Raw genomic sequence first — 18,979 nt, forward strand, 5'->3', positions numbered from 1 at the left:
TCATGACGGATGCCGCATCCGTTTTGCATCATAGCGTGGTAGACGAAAACGGTGACCAGTACAGCATCGCGACACTGACTTCCACGGAAGATCAGCGCGAAAAGATAGTGCTTGCCAAGCCTTACGTGATCCCGATTCTCTTTTTGCCGGGGATCATGGGAACGAACCTGCGCAAGAAGGACACCAAGGCCAGTGTCTGGCGGCCACCCAACCTTGATTTGCGCGGCGCGGCCGATCTGATCGGGCAGTTGTTCAGCTATCTGTTCAAGAGTACAAACGAGCGTGCCGGCGATCTGGTGACTAACTCGGTAGAAATCGATCCCAGCGGGCCTATCGATGCTGGCGAGAGCGGGCTGCCGAAGAATGTGCTGGTCGCGCGCGGTTGGGGCGCCCTGATGCGCTCCAGCTATCACCCGTTCATGGCAAAGCTGCAGCATCTGTTGAACGATTTGTCTCGATACGACTTTCAGCGTTGCGAGGCCGATCTCCAGAAATGGGCCGCTGAAGCCGGGCAGGATGCGCCGACCGAATGGGGTGCTAAAGAAGGTGATGCGCTTACGCGTGAAGAGATTCTGCACGCGGCCAATTATCAGTTCGATGTCTGGGCAGGCGGATACAACTGGCTCCAAAGCAACCGGGACTCTGGAGCCGCCATCAAGGAACTCATCGAGAAAACCATCCTGCCGTTCTACAACGAAGGCAAGAGTGTTGTCGTCAACGACACGCCGGACGGCAAGGGCGGATCGTACTGCGTCAACGAGCGGCCGGCGCCCGGCCGGCCCATGGCGGAGAAGGTGATCATCGTGACCCATTCGATGGGCGGGCTGGTCAGCCGCGCGCTTACCGAAATACACCAATGCGACAAGGTGTTGGGCGTATCACATGGTGTGCAGCCGGCGACGGGGGCTCCAGCTACGTATAAGCGTATGCGGTCCGGGTTTGAAGGTGGGGAACAAGTGTTCCTTGGGCGGAACGCGGCCGATGTCGTGGCGATTCTTTCTCAATCGCCAGGCGGCCTGGAACTGCTGCCTACCGCGGATTACAACGACGGCAAGCCGTGGCTCAAGGTGCGTGATAAGGAGACCGGTAAAGAGATTCTTGCTCTGCCGCGGAACGGCGATCCGTATAACGACATTTATTTCTCGCCTGCGTGGTATGCGTTGGTGCCGGAGGGGAGTTTGGGGCTGACTAATCCGGTCGAGGAGAAGGCTCGAGCGAGTTCAGAGAAGACTTCTAAATCTGAGCGTAAGCTTCCACGTGCAAGGCTTAACGAAACAATTGAACAGGTCATGGAATTCCATCGAGCGATTGAAAAGCGGTACAAACTCCCTACATTCGCTCACTATGGTGCACAAGGGAAGCGCGACTCTGACAAGGATCCTGGTGGTTTGCTCGGAACCGGGATGTTGGCAAGTACTAGTCGTTTCGCTTGGGGCGAGGTGTCGTGGGAGGGGCGCGACCTGGATGGTATTGAAGCAGTCGGAGTGACCATTGCGAGTGATGATGGAAACGGCACACTCAGAACTACCTCGGGCATCAAGTTGACCATTAGCGAACCCGACTGCCCCGGAGATGGCACCGTGCCCATGTATTCAGGCGAGGCGCCGGGAAAGGTGGGTATCGCCATGAGCTTTTCGCACGGACAGGGCCATCCGGGCAAGTCCAATGAACGTTTCGGTTACGACCATCAAGGCAGCTATGGCGATGCGCATGGGCGGTCGCTATACGCCACCATGTATGCCATTGTCAAGATCGCTCAGCAAGCCAACTGGCATAAAAAGGAGTCTGTATGAAACAGGGCTGGAGAACGCATGCTATCGGACGGCATCTTGTGGATGTGCCAGCGGAAGCGATAGTCGTTGAGGCATACAAATATAACGACGTCGAGATTGAGTTACTGCCGAATATCACGACAAAGGCAGGCTTTGATTGCATGGTTTCTCAGAGAGAGAAAGAGCTTCGTGCAGCAAAGCATGTCAAGTACGGTAGCTTGTTTGTTGAAAGGGTGTCGCATGCGAATGGTTCAGTGACACTGATTTCATGGAATCGTCCTACGGGAAATGTCCTGTACATTTTTGATACCTATTTCCGAGCTGGATCAAAAAGCTTGAAATACTCGGGAGAAGTATCTCCAGACCTCAAGGTGAGCGCTCTATCTACGTGTCAAGACCTATCCGGAGAATGGCGAGAAATTCCACAAGGCGAGCTACCGGAAGGGATCGGCTTCGTGGCAGGCGACACCATCTTAGTCGACAAGGACTTCAATCGTGAAAGCTGGGAGTTGAACATTCAGTTACCCGACAGACCGGACGTCTCGTTCCGACTAACTGCCTATGCGCAAACGAGCATAGGACCCGGCTTGCGCGTCCGCGCAGGCGGCATTTTGCCGGCCTTGCTCGGGACGGTGGCGGGCGTGGGCCAGTTGCGCAACCGCGCCCGACCGGTCGGGCCGATCGAAGCTGACGAGATTCTGGTGGCGGGCACACAGGACGGAAAACGGACCTACGGCTTCAAATGGGAAGCGCCCGGCAAGGCGTACTCGCTGGCCGAACCGAACCTCAACGCATCGTTGCGTGTCGGCGAGAGTGCATACCTCACGAACAAGGAATCGTTTGCCAACGACGGCGAGGCGCTGGAGCTGTGGGATGGCGTCGTGGATTCGATTCGGCTGCGTCCGGGGGCGGTATGAAAGCGCTGCCTCGCCGGAAAGTCTTGCTGACACTCCTTGCCGTGCCGGTTGCCACGATGCTTCCTCGCATCTCATTGGGGGCATCGGATGTGATGACCGTGAACGAGGCGATGCGCTTTTTGTGCGATGAGGTGTTTCCGTCGCCCTGCCAGAAGCGAAGCCAATTGCACGGCCTTGCCGATCACAGGCGCAAGAGGGAGGCCGCATGAATCAAGGCCCGGAAAACGTCAAGGGTACCCATGCCTGTTGACTTCGATAAATTGCCGCCAGAGGAACCAGTACCAGACCGGCCGCCTTCGCGCTTCGTCTGGACGATTGTATTTTTCGTTATCGTGCTTGCCTGCATATTCGCGGTACTGCTTCTCTGGCCCAAGGGCGAGCCGACACAATCCCTCTGGTTCTGGATATGCATCACGGTGTACCCGGTCGGCATCGCGGCCTTTGTCGTGCTGCGACGCTATAGCGTTTTCGAGGGCCGACGTTTGGACGCGATCGCGTGGAACGACGCTCGAGAAAAATACCTGAGTCGCGTGTTTGAGGTCGCTAGCCAGCCGCTTGTGCTGGTTGCCGCAGCATACCGATTTGCAAGCGACACGGAAGACGATGCGTTCAACAAACTGCTGGATGGCTCAATCAAACTCGAACCACGAATCGCGCTGAAACACGATGCGCCTGTCAATGCTCGCTGGTTTGATCAGCCAAACACCGACGAGGATGGTAATCGGTTCAACAGTGACGACGAGCGGCAACGCCATGTGCGCGAGTGGGTGTTCGGCGAATTGATCGGTGACGTTGCCGATGCCATCCGTGCGTTGCCGTCGGAATTGAAAGTGGCGATTCAGTTGGTGTTACCCGACGTTGCGAACCCGGGTGAGGCATTAGCGTCGTGGGATAGGCAATGGATGAAATCCAAGCTCCAACTACACAAAGTCGAGGTCCTGCCCGAGCCCCTCGATTTGATGGCGCTCGACGCGTGGCTGGATCGAATCAACCAGAAGCGTGATCAGCAAGCGCGCCTGCTCGTCTTCGTGAGGTTGAATTCGGTTCTTCAAGCGCTTCCGTCGGACGGGAGCGCAGAAGCTGGTGTCGCGCTGCTCGTGATGCCGGAACCAATGCAGCATCGATTCAAGACTGACTCGATTGCCAGGCTGCATCGGCCAAATGACACCAACGGCTGTCCCGTGGACATCGCCCTCGCACGCGCATTGCGCTGGGGGCGTATGGAACCCTCAGCCGTGAGTCGCATTTGGCAGTGCGCCCTTGATCCAGCCGTGAAAAACGCCGTGACCGCCGCCGTGGTCAAGGCGGGTATCACCGGGACGGCGACAAACATTGATTACATCGTTGGGCACGCAAGCGAAGTCGCGTCCTGGCTTGGGATAGCTTGCGCGGCCAGGGCGATTGCCCGGGATGGCACGCCCCAGCTTCTGGTAACGGCCGGGAAGTCGGGGACTTGCTTCTCGGTTTTGCGGAACGGCGGCTCGCCATGACCAAGAGCCGTGCGGGTCGCTGCATCGTTGCGAATCGCCGCACTACATAACCTATTCTGAATTGGAGAAAACAGATCATGGTCAGGCGGTACGACATTCTGAAAGGCGACAAGACAACCTCGAACGGCATTGTCCTGGTTGGGGATTCGAACGACAGAATCGGGAATCGCGAACAGGCTTACGAGCGGGATGATGTCTGGTGTCCCGCATGTGAGACGACGGGGCATATCGTGTGCGACGGTCCTCGTTTCTCGATGAAGGGCCCTGACGGCAGAGAAAGCGCCCTGAGCGATGATCTGTGCGTATGCAAGTGCGATCCACAGCCGCGTTTACTTCCCTCCCAGTACTCTTCCTGTGTCGATGTTTGAGCATAAGAGTCCTAGCCAATCGGACATTGGTCGGAACCGATGCCAACGAAATGCGCGGCGCCATTCGCCTCGGCAATCTCGATTCAATTTCTATTCAATATGCGCAAGTTCCGGATCGACACTTTAAGCATCGCCATAGTGGTCATCCTGCCTGGATTGCTGATCTGGTTCGCGGGCGATACCTGGGTAGGCCTGCACTCGATTGAAGAGCGTGCCCGATGGATCGCCGTGCTATGCATTGCGTTCGTTGTGCTGTTCCTATGGTTAAGCTTCGATTCGTCGTCTCGCCCGGCGGTAGCACTAAGACGTATTCTGTATTGGGTCGAGAAACAGAGAGGGTCATCATCCGAGCGGCGCGATACTGGAATTGCTGACGGCGGCACACGCGTTGCGCGTTTACGTGACAGTCTTCGCGACCGCCACGGATCGCGCTGGCGCTATCGCACACGGTGGGTGCTGATTGCCGGTGATGAACCGCTCGTGCAGCGTCTCGCGCCGGGCCTGATCGAGACCGGCTACGCGATTTCCGGCGATACCGTCCTGTTGTGCGCAGAGCAGCCGAGCAGTACGCTCGACACCGCATGGCTCGATCAGATCCGCCGACTGCGCCGCCGCCGTCCGGTCGATGCGGTCGTCGCAGTCACATGTAACCGCAATTCCGTCGATGCCCCGTTTGACACCGACAATCTTTCGCAACGGCTCACGCGCCATGCGCGTGCACTACGTTGGGCCGCGCCGGCCTATCTGCTCAATGTGACGGATTTCGGCAGCGAGGCGTCGAGTTCCGACGAGGCAATCGGTTTCACCTGGTCGAACGCGCGCGTCAACTCGGACGCGTTCGACGCGTCGCTCCAAGAGCTCGCCAACAACCTGGCGGATACCGGTGTCGTGCGCCTCACGAAGGATGGAGGCGATCGCTACCCAGCTGAACTGTCGCAGCACATTTCGAATCTCGGAAGTGCGCTGTCTGGTCTGGTGCTACAGACCTCCCAATCACGCATCTGGCGGCACGCGGTCCACGGCCTTCTGTTCGCACCGCTATTCAAGGAACGGGAACTCGCACCGCCGCAGGCACCGGCCAGCGCGAACGATGACGACCCGCCCGTCGACCCGCCACACCGCACGATATGGCAAACCGTCGCTGAACACAGTCGCAAGGTCCACGGCCGCCGCGTAGGCTTCTCGTTGTTGACTGCGACTGCGTGGTTAACAACCGGCCTGCTCGGCTGCTGGATCGCCGGCACGATGCTGTCTGGATTCGTCAACCGTGCAACGATCCAGAGCACCGCAGACACGATCGCCAATCTCTCCACGGTTCAGGACCGCACACAGGCGTTGCAATCCCTGAACACCTTGGGCCAACAGATCGATACGCTCGAAGTCCATCAGCGCGAAGGCGCACCCTGGTCATCGCGATTCGGCCTGAATCGCGACAGCGCGCTTCTCGACGCGTTGTGGCCGAGCTATGCCGGCGCGGCGAACCGCATCCTCATCGCCCCGATCCGCCAGACGCTCGAAGCGCGCCTGCAACAGCTCGCATCCCTGTCCGACGCTCAGATTGCTGACGGCGGCGACGCACAGACCCAGGCCGCCTATGACACGCTCAAGGCCTATCTGATGCTCGCGAAGCCGGAGCGCGCCGTCGCTGCCTTTCTGATGCCGCAGCTTACCGCGACGGCCGTGCCCGCGCGCCCGTCCAATTCGCCTCTGTCTGCGGGCGCTTGGGAGGACCTGCGTCTGCACGCTATCGCGTTCTTCGCCAATCATCTCGGCCGCGCCCCCGCATCAAACGCGTCGGCGTTCGCAAGCACACCGAACGCCAACCTGATTGCGTCAGCCCGCCAAACAGTGATTGGTGTGCGGGGCATCCAGAATTCGACGGACGCGCTTTACCAGCAGATCATCGACGAAGCGACGCCGAAATATCCGCCGGTTTCTCTCGCGACGCTGCTCGGCGACACGACCAGCCGAGGCCTGTTCAATACGACCGCGACCATCCCCGGTGTTTTCACGCGTGCGGCATGGGACGAGCGCATCTCGAAGGCGATCGACGACGCAAGCGCCAAGCGCGACGTGTCTGGCGACTGGGTGTTGCGGCCCGAAGGACACGCCGTTGGCGCATCCGACAACAAGGACAGCAACCACCCTCCACCGACATTGAAAGCCGAATTGCGCCAACGCTACTTCGACGACTACGCGCGCGCATGGGCAGTGTTCCTCAACAGCTTGCGCTGGCAATCCGCGCCAACGCTGTCAGCCACGGCCGACCAATTGACGCTGCTGGGCGACTCGCAACGTTCGCCGCTCGTCGCGCTGATGAACGCGATCGTCTACCAGGCGGGCGCGGGTGCGAGCGCCCAGTCGCTCTCCGAGAGCCTGATCAACAAGGCGCAACAACTGGTCGGCGCTGACGAAAAGGATCCGTCGAAGCAGGCTCAACCGCAGCTCGCGCCGCTTGCCTCGGCCTTCGGCCCGATCCTGCGCCTGACCGGCAGCGATCTGGCGTCCGGCGCGCCGGCCAACGGCAAGGCCGCTACGCAACTGGCCACGACCGGCGACCTCAGTCTCGCACGCTACCTCGAGCGGGTCACGGCGATGCGTCTGAAGGCATCGCAGATCGTCTCCGGAGCCGATCCGGATGCGATCGCGCGGCTGGCCGCTCAATCGGTCCTGCAGGGCAAGACGTCCGATATCTCGGACAGCCGCGACTACGCGAGCCGTGTGGCTGCAAGCCTGGGCGAGCAGTGGGCCGGCTTCGGCGCGCTGTTTCGCGCGCCGTTCGATCAGGCGTGGCAGGTCGTCGTGCAGCCGGCCGCATCGAGCCTGAACGAAATCTGGCGGACGGCGATCCTGGCCGACTGGAACAAGTCGTTCGGCGGCCGATATCCGTTCTCGGACGCCGACAACGACGCATCGCTGCCCGAGATGGCGCGCTTCATGCGACCCGACAACGGCGTGATCGCACAGTTCGTCGCCACGCAGCTCGCCGGCGTGATCGAGCGGCAGGGCGATCGGTGGGTCGTCGCGCAAGGTGCCGATCAGGGCGCGCTCACGATCGATCCCGCCTTCCTGAGCGGCCTGAACAAGCTCACGCGGATTTCGACCGTGTTGTTCCCGTCCGGAGACGCGCGCGTACGGTACGAACTGCAGGCCGTACCGACGCCAGGCGTCACCGGCATGAACTTCGTGCTGTCCGGGCGCGAACTGCGCTACTTCAACCAGAAGCAGGAATGGGTGCCGTTCGAGTGGCCGGGCCAGTCGCTCGAGAACCTGTCGCATATCGAATGGCAGACCGAGCAGGGTGGATTGCGCACGGCGCTCGACTCGCAGGGGCGCTTCGGCCTGATCCGGTTGCTGGAGCGTGCGAAGGTCGCACAGCAGGACAACGCGCGTTACTTGCTGACCTGGATGCCAGACACGAGCCGGGGCATTCCGCTGAAGGTGCAATTGCGCGCCGATGCGGGCGCCGGGCCGCTCGACGTACTCCAGTTGCGCAACTTCGCGCTGCCGGCACGGATTTTCGTGACCGGGGCGGCGGGTACCGGGCCAAAGCTGTCGACAGCCAGTCCGCCGCCGTTGCCGGCTGCGGCAATCGCCGCGGCAAAGCATGCTGCCGTACCGTTGCCGCCGGGACTTCCGGGGGCGATGTCGTTGCAGGATGAGCCGATACCGGCGACGCCGGCGCCTCGTCGAACTGCCGCGGCGGAATCGGCGCGAGCGAACGCGCAACCGGCTACGTCCGGCATGAAGTCGCCCACGGCCGATTCGGGGATGACGGTGTCGTCTCTGGCGACAACGTCGATGTCCGCCGACGCTTCCTCCAAACCATTCGGACACGCCCTCCAGTTGTTGGGCGACGCATTTGCGTTTTGAGACCTGCGATGACGCTAGCCAATTTCGTAAAGACACTCGTCGGCGGTCCACGCCTCGATTCGCTGCATGAAGCGCGCCGGAATACCTGGGCGGCATGGCTTGCCCCGATACCGGGGCAGCACGCGCATGGTCGCGATCCCGGTTACGAGGATGCATTCTTCGAACTGAAGGACGAAGCGACCAAGCTGTCCGGAATCGACGACGGCCTGATTACCCGAGCATGCGAACAGCTTCTCAAGGAAACCGGAAAGGATCTGCGTCTGGTCGGTTACTACGCATTTGCGCGGCTGCGTCAGGATGGTCCCACCGGGTTCGCCGACGGACTCGAGCTGGCCGCGTCGCTGGTCGACCGGTTCGGCGAGACCTTGCTGCCCGCGCGCGCCGAGGCAAAGCGCGCGGCGCTGGAAATGCTGTCGACCGCGCGAATGATCGAAACGCTGGACAGCCGCGGTGACTTCGGCCCCGCGGATCGCGAGCGCGCGATTGCAGCGCTCGAGGTACTCGTCACCCGCACCGGTACGTGGTCCGACGCCGCCCGTCCGAACCTGCATCCGCTGGTTGCCCGCTTCGGGAACAAGGACGAACCGGTTCGCAACGTGAGCCCGGACATGGCGATGCCGCAGACGTCCGCCTCAGCAAGCGTATCGAGCGGATCGATCGCATCGGCGCGCGACCTGCTCGATCATGCCCGCGCGATGTCGGCATGGCTGCGCGATCAGGAAAACGGCTATTTGCCGTCGGTGCGTATCGCGCGCAGCGTGCGGTGGGACACATTGCACGACGTGCCGCCGTCGGATGCCGCGTCGCACACGCGTCTGGCGCCGCCACGCGCCGAATTGCGCCAGCAACTGAAGCGGCTCGTGCTGCAGAAGCAGTGGCACGAACTGCTCGAGCGCGTCGAAGGGGCGTTCATGGAAGGCGTGAATCACCTGTGGTTCGACCTGCAGTACTTCCAGCATGTCGCGCTCGATCACGTCGGCGCGCCCTACCACGCATGGAGCGACGTGCTGCGCGCGGACTTTGCGTTGTTCCTGGAACGATTGCCGGGCATCGAGCGGCTTGCGTTCAGCGACGGCACGCCATTCTCCGACGACACGACGCTCGAGTGGATCGCCCGCCACGCGGTGGTGCGCGACCTCGAAGCGGGCGAGGCCGTTGCGCCGTTGCCGGTGTCCGCGGATAGCGAAGGCGATGCGGGCGACTGGCCGGAGATCGAGGCGCAGGCTCGCGAGCAGGTCGTGCGCGACGGCGTCGAGGCCGCGTTCGCATGGCTCGATGCGCTGCCCGGCATGAAGACCGAGCGTCACCGTTTCCTGCAGCGGCTCGTGATGGCGCGCGTGGCCGATCATGCCGGTAGACCGGATACGGCCCTTGCATTGCTGGTCGAACTCGACACGTCGTCACGCTCGCTGCCGGTGATGCGCTGGGAGCCTGCGCTGGCGTTCGAGGTCAAGCAGCAACTCGTGCGCGTGTTGAAAGCGACGAGCAACCGCAAGGACGCCGACAAACCGACGCTCGCGCGCCGCATCGGCGAACTGCAGGCGGAACTTACCGTGCTCGACCCGGCTCGGGCGCTGACTCTTTCGTAACGAGAATTCATGGCAAACGACGATCCCATCCTGCGCTACTACGAAGCGGAAATGCGCTATTTGCGCGAGGCCGGCAAGGAATTCGCGAAGGCGCATCCTGATCGCGCGCGGCTGCTCAACCTCGACCGTGTCGGCGATCGCGATCCGTACGTCGAGCGGCTGTTCGAGGGTTTCGCATTCCTGACCGGGCGCCTTCGGCAGAAGCTCGACGACGAGTTGCCGGAGCTGACGGAAGGGCTGGTCACCCTGCTGTGGCCGCACTACTTGCGCATGATCCCGTCGTTGTCGGTCGTGGAACTCATTCCGCTGTCGGAAAAGCTTCAGAAGACCGAAGTCGTGCCGGCGGGCGCGTCGATACGCTCCGCGCCGATCGCCGTACCGCCGCCGGCTGGCGCGGAAGGTTTGTCGCCGAAGGCCGTGCAATGCATTTACAGGACCACGCAAGCGGTCACGCTGCAACCGGTCACGATAACGCATGCCGCGCCGACCGTGCGGCACGACGGCCGCTCGGTCATCCGGCTCGGCTTCGCGCTGGGCGGGTCGGCACGCCGGATGGAAACGGATCTGTCCCGGCTGCGCCTGTACCTGAATGCGGATCTGCCGACGGCGTTCGCGATGCACCTTGCGCTCACGCGCCAGGTCGACACGATTCAGTTGCGCATTCCGGAGATCCGCGATGGCGAGGCGATGCCGCTCGCCGGCGTCACGATCAAGCCGGCCGGCTTCTCGGCCGAGGAGCGACTGTGGCCGAAGGCCGACGCGGCTTTCTCCGGCTATCAGTTGCTGCTCGAATACTTCACGTTCCGCGAGAAATTCCTGTTTGTGGATCTTTGCGGACTGGATGTCACGAAGCTGCCCGACCGTACCACCCGGTTCGAGCTGGAGATCGTGCTGACGCAGGCCTATCCGTCGGACCAGCGCTTCAGCGCGGAAAACGTGCGGTTATTCTGCTCGCCGGTGATCAACCTGTTCGAGCTGGATGCCGAGCCGATCGAAATCGACCATCACGAAACCGAATATCGCGTGGTGCCGGCGGGCCATCAAGGCGAACATGTCGAAACGTATTCCGTCGATGCGATCGAGGCATTCGACCACGAAACGGCCGAGCGGTATGAATACGTGCCGTTTGCGACGTTTCGTCATCGTGGCGGCATGCTGCGCCACGAGGCGCCGGAGCGGTATTTCCATTCGCGCGTGCGCTCGGGCGTGGCGGGGTTGCACGAAACGTGGGTGGTGCTCGGGGGCCATGCATGGGAAACCATGGAGGCGCTGCCCGAGGAAAGCCTGTCGTTGCGCGTGACGGGCACGAACGGGCTGCTGCCGCGCAAGGGGCTGCGGGAAGCCAGTCTCGACGAACTCGCGACCAGTTCGCAGAACGTCACCGGGGTGCGCAATCTCGTCTCGCCGACGCTGCCGCTGTATCCGCCGACGGAAGACCGGTTCCAGTGGCGTGTGCTGTCGCACCTGGCGCCGAACTTCCTGTCGATGATGAACGCGGAAGTGCTGCGCGGGGCGCTCGCGCTCTACGACTGGACGGATGACGAGCTGAACCGTCGACGGCTCGCGGGCATCCTGTGGGTGTCACAGGCACTGATCGAGGAGGTGTCGGGCGGCTCGGTCGAGCGCGGCGTGCTGATCGAGGTCACGCTCGACAGCCATGCGTTCGCCGGGGACGGTGACGTGATGCTGTTCGGCGAACTGCTGCATCGGTTCTTCGCGCTGTACGCGGACATCAACCTGTTCACGAAGCTCGCGATCGTCAGCCTGCCGTCTCAGGCACGCATCGAATGGCCGCGGAGCAAGGCCGAGCGGGCTCCGCTATGAAGCTGCACGATATGCCGAATCTTGACCCGCTTGTCGCGTCGCTGCTGGCGCGTGCACCGCGAATGAACTTCATGCAGCTGTGCCGGTTGCTCGAGGTGCGCTTTCCCGATCAGCCCGGGTTCGGTACACGCGACGCGCTCGAGCATGAACCGGTTCGCTTCCGGCCGCGACCGCGGATGGGTTTTCCGGCGAGTGAGGTCGCATCGGTCGAGTTCGATGACGGATCGGCCACGTTCGGGCCCGGTTCACCGCCGACCGTGCGCACGACCTTCATGGGGCTGTACGGCGTCGATGCGGCGATGCCGTCGCACATGGTCGACGAGATCGTGCTGCGCGAGGAAGGGCACGAGGCGGTCGAGGCGTTTCTCGACCAGTTCAATCATCGGTATGTCACGTTGCTGTATCGCGTCTGGCGAAAGTATCGCTATCCCGAGCACTTCAGGCCTGGCGGCATCGATGCGCATTCGCGCAACCTGTTGTGTCTGGCCGGGTTCGGCTGGGGTGACAAGCCGAAGCGCGCCGGCCTGCCCGATTCGCGGATGCTGGCGTTGCTGGGGCTCCTGATCCAGCGCACTCGCACGCCGGAGGGGCTGGCGGGCGTCGTTGCGCTGGCTATTCCGCGAGTCGAGGTTCGGGTCGACGAGTTCTGGCCGGTCGTGACGTCGACGGGGCGGCCGCGGCCGCTTAACGGTGCCGGGTCTGCGGTCGGGAAGTCGGGGACCAGTCAACGTAACGGGTTGGGCGGAGGCTACGTATTGGGAAAGCGGATGGCGTATCGAAGCCGGGCGGTACGGGTGACGTTGCGGCCGGCCGACGCTCGGCAGGCGCAGGACCTATTGCCGGGTGCAGGGCTGCATCGCGATTTGATGGCCTTTGTGCAGTTATATGTCGGTGTCAAGGCGGACGTACACCTGCGTATGGAGGTGTCGTCGCGATACACGCCGGAACCGGCGATCGGTCAGGGAAATACCGGGCCGGTGCCTCGGCTCGGCTGGACGACCGTGCTGCCCGCTGACGAGGAACGTATCGTCAATATTGCGCTCGGTGTTTACGAGGCTTTTCCCACACCGGATCCGAATCCACACCTTTCCGCATCGCATGCTTGACCAGGAACGACGCATGGCCTTCAGATTTCTCGGTTCAGTTGCTGCATTCATTTTTCTGCTATTGCGTCCGGCCGACAACAGCTGACACCAATAGACGCATGACCTATACACCATGCATTGCCGAGGCAAACCAATGTCCATTCGTTTCGCTATTTCAACCGTCTTGTCCGTTCTGCTGCTGTCCGCATGCGGCGCCTGGCAGTCCGTCTCGGACGCCTCGTCGAGCGCGTATCACGCGGTGTTCTTCAAGCAGGTCAAGGTGCTCAACGTCGATCTGTCCGCTCGGGAGGCTTTGAACCCCGATGACGCCGGCCGCGCAACGTCGGTCGCGGTGCGCGTGTATCAGTTGAAGGATCGCAAGATGTTCGATGGTGCGTCCTACGAGGATCTGCTGAAGAATGACCGGACGGTGCTTGCGCAGGACCTGCAGGCCAACCTTGCCGCGGTGTTGAATCCGGGGGCGTCGGCAAGCCTTACGCAGCCGATGCAGGCCGATACGAAATACGTCGCGGTCGTGGCGTTCTATCGCAACCCGGGCAATGGCGACGGCTGGAAGTACGTGATCGAAAAGAAGAAGCTCGACGCGGACAAGCCGTTGAAACTCGAGCTTGTCGATCAGCTTCTGTTGGCCAGCGGCGCGATTCGCAACACATCGAGGTAGTGCCTGACTGGCCCGGTGTCTTGACGATCCTTGAAATGCAAAGGACATGACCTGACCCGCGCACTCGATGAACCGAATCGCGAGAGCCGACGAACCCGGGCCCGGAACGCATTGCATCGAGTGCTCGAGGGCGATGTCATGCGCGGGCTCAGTCCTTCTGATGCCCCCGCATCCGGCTCTGCACCGCATACGCCACCGACCCGATCACGATCCCCCAGAACGCCGACCCGAGCCCGAGCCACGTCATCCCCGACGCGGTCGCGAGGAACGTGATCATCGACGCGTCGCGATGGTTCTCATCCTCGAAGATCCCGTGCACGTTCGCGCCGATCGCACCGATCAGTGCGAGCCCCGCCAGAATCGTGACGAACGCCTTCGGCAGCGCGAAGAACAGCGTGACGATCGTGCCCGCGAAGAGCCCGCCGATCAGGTAGAACGCGCCGTTCGCGAGCCCGGCGACATACCGCCGCGCCGGATCCTCGTGCGCGTCCTTGCCGGTGCACAGCGCCGCGGTGATCGCCGCGACGACGATCGTGATCCCGCCGAAGCACGCGACGACGAGCGACATCACGCTCGTCGCGGTGATGATCGGCCGCGCCGGCGTGTGATAGCCGGACACGCGCAGGATCGTCATCCCCGGGAGGAACTGCCCGGTGAGGCTGACGACGACGAGCGGCAGCGCGAGGCTGAGCGTCGTGCCGAGCGTCCATTCGGGCGCGATGAAGAGCGGCCGCGCGAGGCTCGGCGACACGTTGCCGAGATGCGTGATCCCGAGCAGCGTCGCGAGCGCGGCGCCCGTCAGCAGCACGAGCACGATGCTGTAACGCGGCAGCAGCTGCTTGAAGATCACGTACGCCGCGATCATCCCGAAACCGAGCACCGGCTGCGCGGTCGCGGCCGAGAACGCATGCATGCCGAACGGCAGCAGGATGCCGGCCATCATGCCGCACGCGATGCCGCGCGGGATGTGGCGCACGAGCCGGTCGAAATAGCCGGACACGCCGATCGCCAGGGTGATCAGTGCGGCCGTGATGTAAGCGCCGACGGCCTGGTTGAGCGTCAGTTGCGGGAACAGGCCGACGAGCAGCGCGGTGCCGGGCGCCGACCACGCGGTGACGACGGGCACCTTCAGCTTCCAGCTCGCGAACAACCCGGACACGCCCGCACCGATCGAGATCGCCCAGACCCATGAAGTCACCATTCCGTTGGACGCATGCGCGGCCTGCGACGCCTGGAAGAAGATCGCGAGTGGACCTGCGTAGGAAATCAGGACCGCGAGAAAACCTGCGGTGATCGCGGAAACGGACCAGTCGTTGCCGAGCGTGCGAATCGCGCCGGAAGGGGTGTTGGGTTGCATCGTCGTCGGGGAAGGCGGCGCGCGGCCGTGCGGCAGAGCCGGGGCGAATGATTGTTGGAAGCCCCGGATGAGCCGCCATTCTGCGCATTGCCGGCGCAATTGGCAATTCGCAGGCGGCGATCGGTGTTGTCGGCTTTTCGTAAGGATCGGTGTCGAAACGCGGAAACTTCTGACGTCACGTACTGATCTGCAACACTCTGTCGACCACCGCCACCTTGATCCCGCTGCCCGTCGACAGCGATGCCGTGCCTTCGTCGAACGGATGCACGGGCGGATCGGTCGGCGTCCACGCATGGCGCGCGAGCAGCGCACGATACCCGCCACGGATCACGAAGCCGCCGCATTTCTGTGCATACGCGTCGCGACGCATCCGGTATGCGCGCGGCAGGTCGTACCACGGCAGCTTCGGCAGGTCGTGATGGACGAGGTGATAGTTGTTGTTCAGGTACAGCAGCCGCATCGCGAAGCCGGCTTCGTTGATCGTGATGCGCGCCTTCGGATGCGGCGCGGCGCGATGTTCATACAGCGAGCGGATCATCGCGAGCGACAGCGCGGGCCACGTGACGGCCAGCAGGTAGTACCACCACGGCACGCCGATCGCCGATTGCAGCCACGCGAGCAGCACGGCCACGCAGGCAACGTGAGTCGCCCACATCGGCAGGTAATGGAAATCGCCGCGCAGGAACGCGGCGAATGCGTCGCGGAACGTCGCGGCGATGGCGAGCGGCGGCCCGACGACGATGCGTCCGATGAAAGTCTTGCGCGCGACCGTCAGCGCCCGGCGCCAGCGCGGCAGCCGCGCCCAGCGTTCACGTGTCACATAGTTCGTTTCGGGATCGATGCCCGGCACGGTCAGGTCTTCGTCGCGGTGATGCTCGAGGTGCGTGTCGCGATACAGCGTGTACGGATACCAGACCGTCAGCGGCGGATAGGCGAGCAGCTTGTTCACGAAGGCGGAACGCGTCGGATGGCCGTGCAGCAGTTCGTGTTGCAGCGACAGGTGCCACGCGCCGAGCAGGATCAGCGGCGGTGTCGCGGCGGCGAGAGACAAGTGCCCGGCGCGCACGAGCAGCAACACGGCGAGCCAGCCGCCGTAGATGACGACGACGAGCAGCCAGGTCGGCCACTCGGTGCGGGCGGTGAAACGGGCGTCGAGCGCGGCGATCGCGCGCGCGTGATCGACGTCGAAGTATTCGGCCATGGCGTTGAGGCAGGATGGATCGGGCGGTGCGGGGAACGAGCGATGGAACCGGGGCGCTCGGCCCGGGTGCGCTGGTGTCTCGCGGATCACGGTCGGCCCGCCCGGCATCGCGCACGGTGGCGGCGCCGGCAGGCATTCGAACGGTACCGGCACGGCGCGGCTACGCCAACCAATCGATTCGCATTTGCTTATCGTGTCGCAGTCGATAAGCATCCGGCCCGTCGCCGATGCGTAAAATGCCCGCATGAGCTCCTGGATCGCAGTCCTGCCGATGTACAACGTGACGCCGCGCCACGCCGCGCTGTGGCGCGCGTTGCTGCACGACGTGCTCGCTGCGTTCGCGGACGCAGGCGGGCCGGCCGATGTCGCGCAGCCCGACGCGCCGCTCGACGACCTGCCTGCACTGTGGCGGCGCGACGATCTGCTGCTGTCGCAGACCTGCGGCTACCCGTATCGGATGCTCGGCTTGCGCGATGTCGTGCGATTGGTTGCGACCCCCGTTTTCGATGCGGACGGCTGCGACGGTGCGCGCTACAGCAGCGTGCTGGTCGTGTCGGCGCGCGTGCATGCGGGCGGCGCGACGACGCTCGCCGCCTGCCGGGGGTTGCGGGCCGCGTTCAACGGCGAGGATTCCCACAGTGGGATGAACGCCTTCCGGCACGCAGTGGCGCCGCATGCGCACGACGGACGGTTCTTCGGCTCGGTCACGCCGTTCGGTTCGCACCTGAACGTGCTGCGTGCGCTGGCATCGGGAGAGGCCGATTGCGCGGCGATCGACTGCGTGACGTTCGCGTATGTGCGCGACGCGCTGCCCGATCTGCTCGAGGACATCCGCGTGATCGGCATGACGGCATCGGCGCCGGGCTTGCCGTTCATCGCATCGCGGGCGCTGGCGGACGTTCAGGTCGGCGCGTTGCAGGATGCGCTCGATCGCGCGGTCGCCGTCGATGCGGAACGGGCGCGCGTGCTGAGGCTGAAGGGATTCGACCGGCTGTCGCCGGCCGACTACGACACGATTGCGCGGTTCGCGCAGGCAGCCGCCGCGCACGGCTATCCCGAACTCGCGTGATGCACGGAGCGGCGCACGGCGGTGCGGCGACCACCCCGCGCCGCGCCCCGCTTACTCCTCGTCCATCAAGCGGACCTTGACCCGCTTGCCCTTGATCTTTCCCGCATTGAGCTTGCGCAGCGCGTCGCGTGCGACGCCGCGCTCGATCGCGACATAGGTCGAGAACTCGGTCACGTTGATCTTGCCGATCTGCTTGCCGTCGAATCCGGCGTCGCCGGTCAGCGCGCCGAGCACGTCGCCCGGACGGATCTTGTCCTTGCGCCCGCCGAGGATCTGCAGCGTTTCCATCGGCGGCAGCAGCACGCTGTCGTCCGCGGGCTTGAGCTCGGCGAGCGGATGCCATTCGACCTCGCGCTTCTGCGCCTGCTCGATCGCGCCGACGCGGCCCATCTCGTCCATGCTCGCGAGGCTCAGCGCCCAGCCGTCCTGATCCGCGCGGCCCGTGCGGCCGATGCGGTGCACGTGCACTTCCGGGTCGGGCGTCACGTCGACGTTGATCACCGCCTCGAGCTGCGCGATGTCGAGCCCGCGCGCGGCGACGTCGGTCGCCACCAGCACCGAGCAGCTGCGGTTCGCGAACTGGATCAGCACCTGGTCGCGCTCGCGCTGGTCGAGCTCGCCGTGCAGCGCGAGCGCGTGGAAGCCCTGCGCGTGCAGCACGTCGAGCAGGTCGCGGCATTGCTGCTTGGTGTTGCAGAACGCGATCGTGCTCACCGGCCGGTAGTGGTTCAGCAACTGGCCGACCGCATGCAGCCGCTCGTCCTCGGTCACTTCATAGAAGCGCTGGCGGATCTTGCTTTCGTCGTGGCGTTCCGCGAGCTTGATTTCCTTCGGATTGCGCAGGAACTGCTGGCTCAGCTTTGCGATGCCGTCCGGATAGGTCGCGGAGAACAGCAGCGTCTGGCGCGTCGTCGGGCACATCCGCGCGACCTTCGCGATGTCGTCGAAGAAGCCCATGTCGAGCATCCGGTCGGCTTCGTCGAGCACCAGCGTGTTCAGCGCATCGAGCTTCAGGTTGCCGCGATCGAGGTGATCCATGATGCGGCCCGGCGTGCCGACGACGATATGCGCGCCGTGCTCGAGGCTCTGTGCCTGCGGACGCATCGGCGTGCCGCCGCACAGCGTCAGCACCTTCACGTTCTCCTCGGCGCGCGCGAGGCGGCGCACTTCCTGCGCGACCTGGTCGGCGAGTTCGCGCGTCGGGCACAGGATCATCGCCTGCACGTCGAAACTGCGCACGTCGAGGCGCGCGAGCAGCGCGAGCGAGAACGCGGCGGTCTTGCCGCTGCCCGTCTTCGCCTGCGCGATCAGGTCCTGGCCGGCGAGCGCGACCGGCAGGCTCGCGGCCTGGATCGGCGTCATGTCGACATAGCCGAGCTGCGCGAGGTTCGCGAGCGTGGCGGGCGTCAGCGGCAGCGCGCTGAACGGCGTGGCGGTCGGTGGGGTCAAGACAGGTCTCCGAGGTAGGGGCGGCCTTCCATCTGCTCGTAGACGACGTTGCCTTCATCGTCCTCGAAGCGTTCGAGATAGTTGCGGGCGCCGCACAGCGGGCAGCGGAACAGCAGCCCCTGGCCTTCGTCCTTGATGACGACGTCGGACTGCTCCCACTGCGTGCCGCAGCTCTGGTTTCGGCAGGTAAACACGGTCTTTCTCCAGCTGAATTCGGTTGATGGCGCGCCCGAGCGGGCGCGGCCACGGCGGGCGGCGCTCGCGCGGCTCGGGCGCGGGCCGCACCGGCGGTGGCTCGGGTTG

General features: G+C 63.6%; 14 protein-coding genes. 10 read left to right on the forward strand and 4 right to left on the reverse strand.

The genetic code is table 11. The features are described 5' to 3' along the window. Positions 1–2 precede the first annotated feature (2 nt). From CFB49_RS29380 to tssJ, 9 genes are all read left to right on the forward strand, one after another. Entirely contained in the window at positions 3–1,793 is a 1,791-nt protein-coding gene (locus CFB49_RS29380) for a hypothetical protein (RefSeq protein ID WP_089493076.1), read from the forward strand. Further along, entirely contained in the window at positions 1,790–2,689 is a 900-nt protein-coding gene (locus tag CFB49_RS36515) for a T6SS immunity protein Tli4 family protein (RefSeq protein ID WP_179234963.1), read from the forward strand. The genes CFB49_RS29380 and CFB49_RS36515 overlap by 4 nt, the downstream gene beginning before the upstream one ends. A 239-nt stretch (positions 2,690–2,928) precedes the next feature. Next, positions 2,929–4,179, forward strand: coding sequence for a hypothetical protein (locus CFB49_RS29395; protein ID WP_089493078.1), 1,251 nt, complete (start codon positions 2,929–2,931; stop codon positions 4,177–4,179). A gap of 77 nt (positions 4,180–4,256) precedes the next feature. Further along, positions 4,257–4,547, forward strand: coding sequence for a PAAR domain-containing protein (locus CFB49_RS29400; RefSeq protein WP_089493079.1), 291 nt, complete (start codon positions 4,257–4,259; stop codon positions 4,545–4,547). 39 nt (positions 4,548–4,586) lie between these two features. Beyond that, entirely contained in the window at positions 4,587–8,420 is a 3,834-nt protein-coding gene (locus CFB49_RS29405; protein WP_249190357.1) for an ImcF-related family protein, read from the forward strand. 8 nt (positions 8,421–8,428) lie between these two features. Further along, the gene (tssA, locus tag CFB49_RS29410) at positions 8,429–10,009 is read left to right on the forward strand and encodes a type VI secretion system protein TssA (RefSeq protein ID WP_089493080.1); all 1,581 of its coding nucleotides are present in this window, start codon (positions 8,429–8,431) and stop codon (positions 10,007–10,009) included. A 9-nt stretch (positions 10,010–10,018) separates the two neighbouring features. Further along, a complete protein-coding gene (tssF, locus tag CFB49_RS29415) occupies positions 10,019–11,833 on the forward strand; it encodes a type VI secretion system baseplate subunit TssF (RefSeq protein WP_089493081.1) in 1,815 nt (604 codons plus the stop codon). After that, a complete protein-coding gene (tssG, locus tag CFB49_RS29420) occupies positions 11,797–12,939 on the forward strand; it encodes a type VI secretion system baseplate subunit TssG (RefSeq protein ID WP_089493082.1) in 1,143 nt (380 codons plus the stop codon). Before tssF ends, tssG begins: the two co-directional genes overlap by 37 nt. 133 nt (positions 12,940–13,072) lie before the next feature. Further along, positions 13,073–13,600 (forward strand): type VI secretion system lipoprotein TssJ, encoded by a 528-nt coding sequence (gene tssJ / locus CFB49_RS29425; RefSeq protein ID WP_179234964.1) that lies wholly within the window; start codon positions 13,073–13,075, stop codon positions 13,598–13,600. A 148-nt stretch (positions 13,601–13,748) separates the two neighbouring features. Here tssJ and CFB49_RS29430 read toward each other — a convergent pair whose 3' ends face one another. Next, complete coding sequence (locus CFB49_RS29430; RefSeq protein ID WP_089493084.1) at positions 13,749–14,957, reverse strand: benzoate/H(+) symporter BenE family transporter; 1,209 nt, start codon at positions 14,955–14,957, stop codon at positions 13,749–13,751. A gap of 175 nt (positions 14,958–15,132) precedes the next feature. Beyond that, entirely contained in the window at positions 15,133–16,158 is a 1,026-nt protein-coding gene (locus CFB49_RS29435; protein ID WP_089437461.1) for a fatty acid desaturase, read from the reverse strand. 244 nt (positions 16,159–16,402) lie between these two features. Between CFB49_RS29435 and CFB49_RS29445 the strand changes: the two genes are divergently transcribed. After that, positions 16,403–17,227, forward strand: coding sequence for a phosphate/phosphite/phosphonate ABC transporter substrate-binding protein (locus tag CFB49_RS29445; protein ID WP_089493085.1), 825 nt, complete (start codon positions 16,403–16,405; stop codon positions 17,225–17,227). Between the two features lie 51 nt (positions 17,228–17,278). Here CFB49_RS29445 and dbpA read toward each other — a convergent pair whose 3' ends face one another. Both dbpA and CFB49_RS29455 read right to left on the reverse strand, forming a co-directional pair. Further along, on the reverse strand, positions 17,279–18,676 hold the full coding sequence (gene dbpA / locus CFB49_RS29450) for an ATP-dependent RNA helicase DbpA (RefSeq protein ID WP_089493086.1): 1,398 nt from the start codon (positions 18,674–18,676) through the stop codon (positions 17,279–17,281). Continuing rightward, positions 18,673–18,870, reverse strand: a complete 198-nt coding sequence (locus CFB49_RS29455) for a hypothetical protein (RefSeq protein WP_006483193.1) — start codon at positions 18,868–18,870, stop codon at positions 18,673–18,675. Before CFB49_RS29455 ends, dbpA begins: the two co-directional genes overlap by 4 nt. Positions 18,871–18,979 lie beyond the last annotated feature (109 nt).

It is taken from the genome of Burkholderia sp. AU17457 (genome assembly GCF_002223255.1).
Taxonomy (GTDB): Bacteria; Pseudomonadota; Gammaproteobacteria; order Burkholderiales; family Burkholderiaceae; genus Burkholderia; species Burkholderia sola.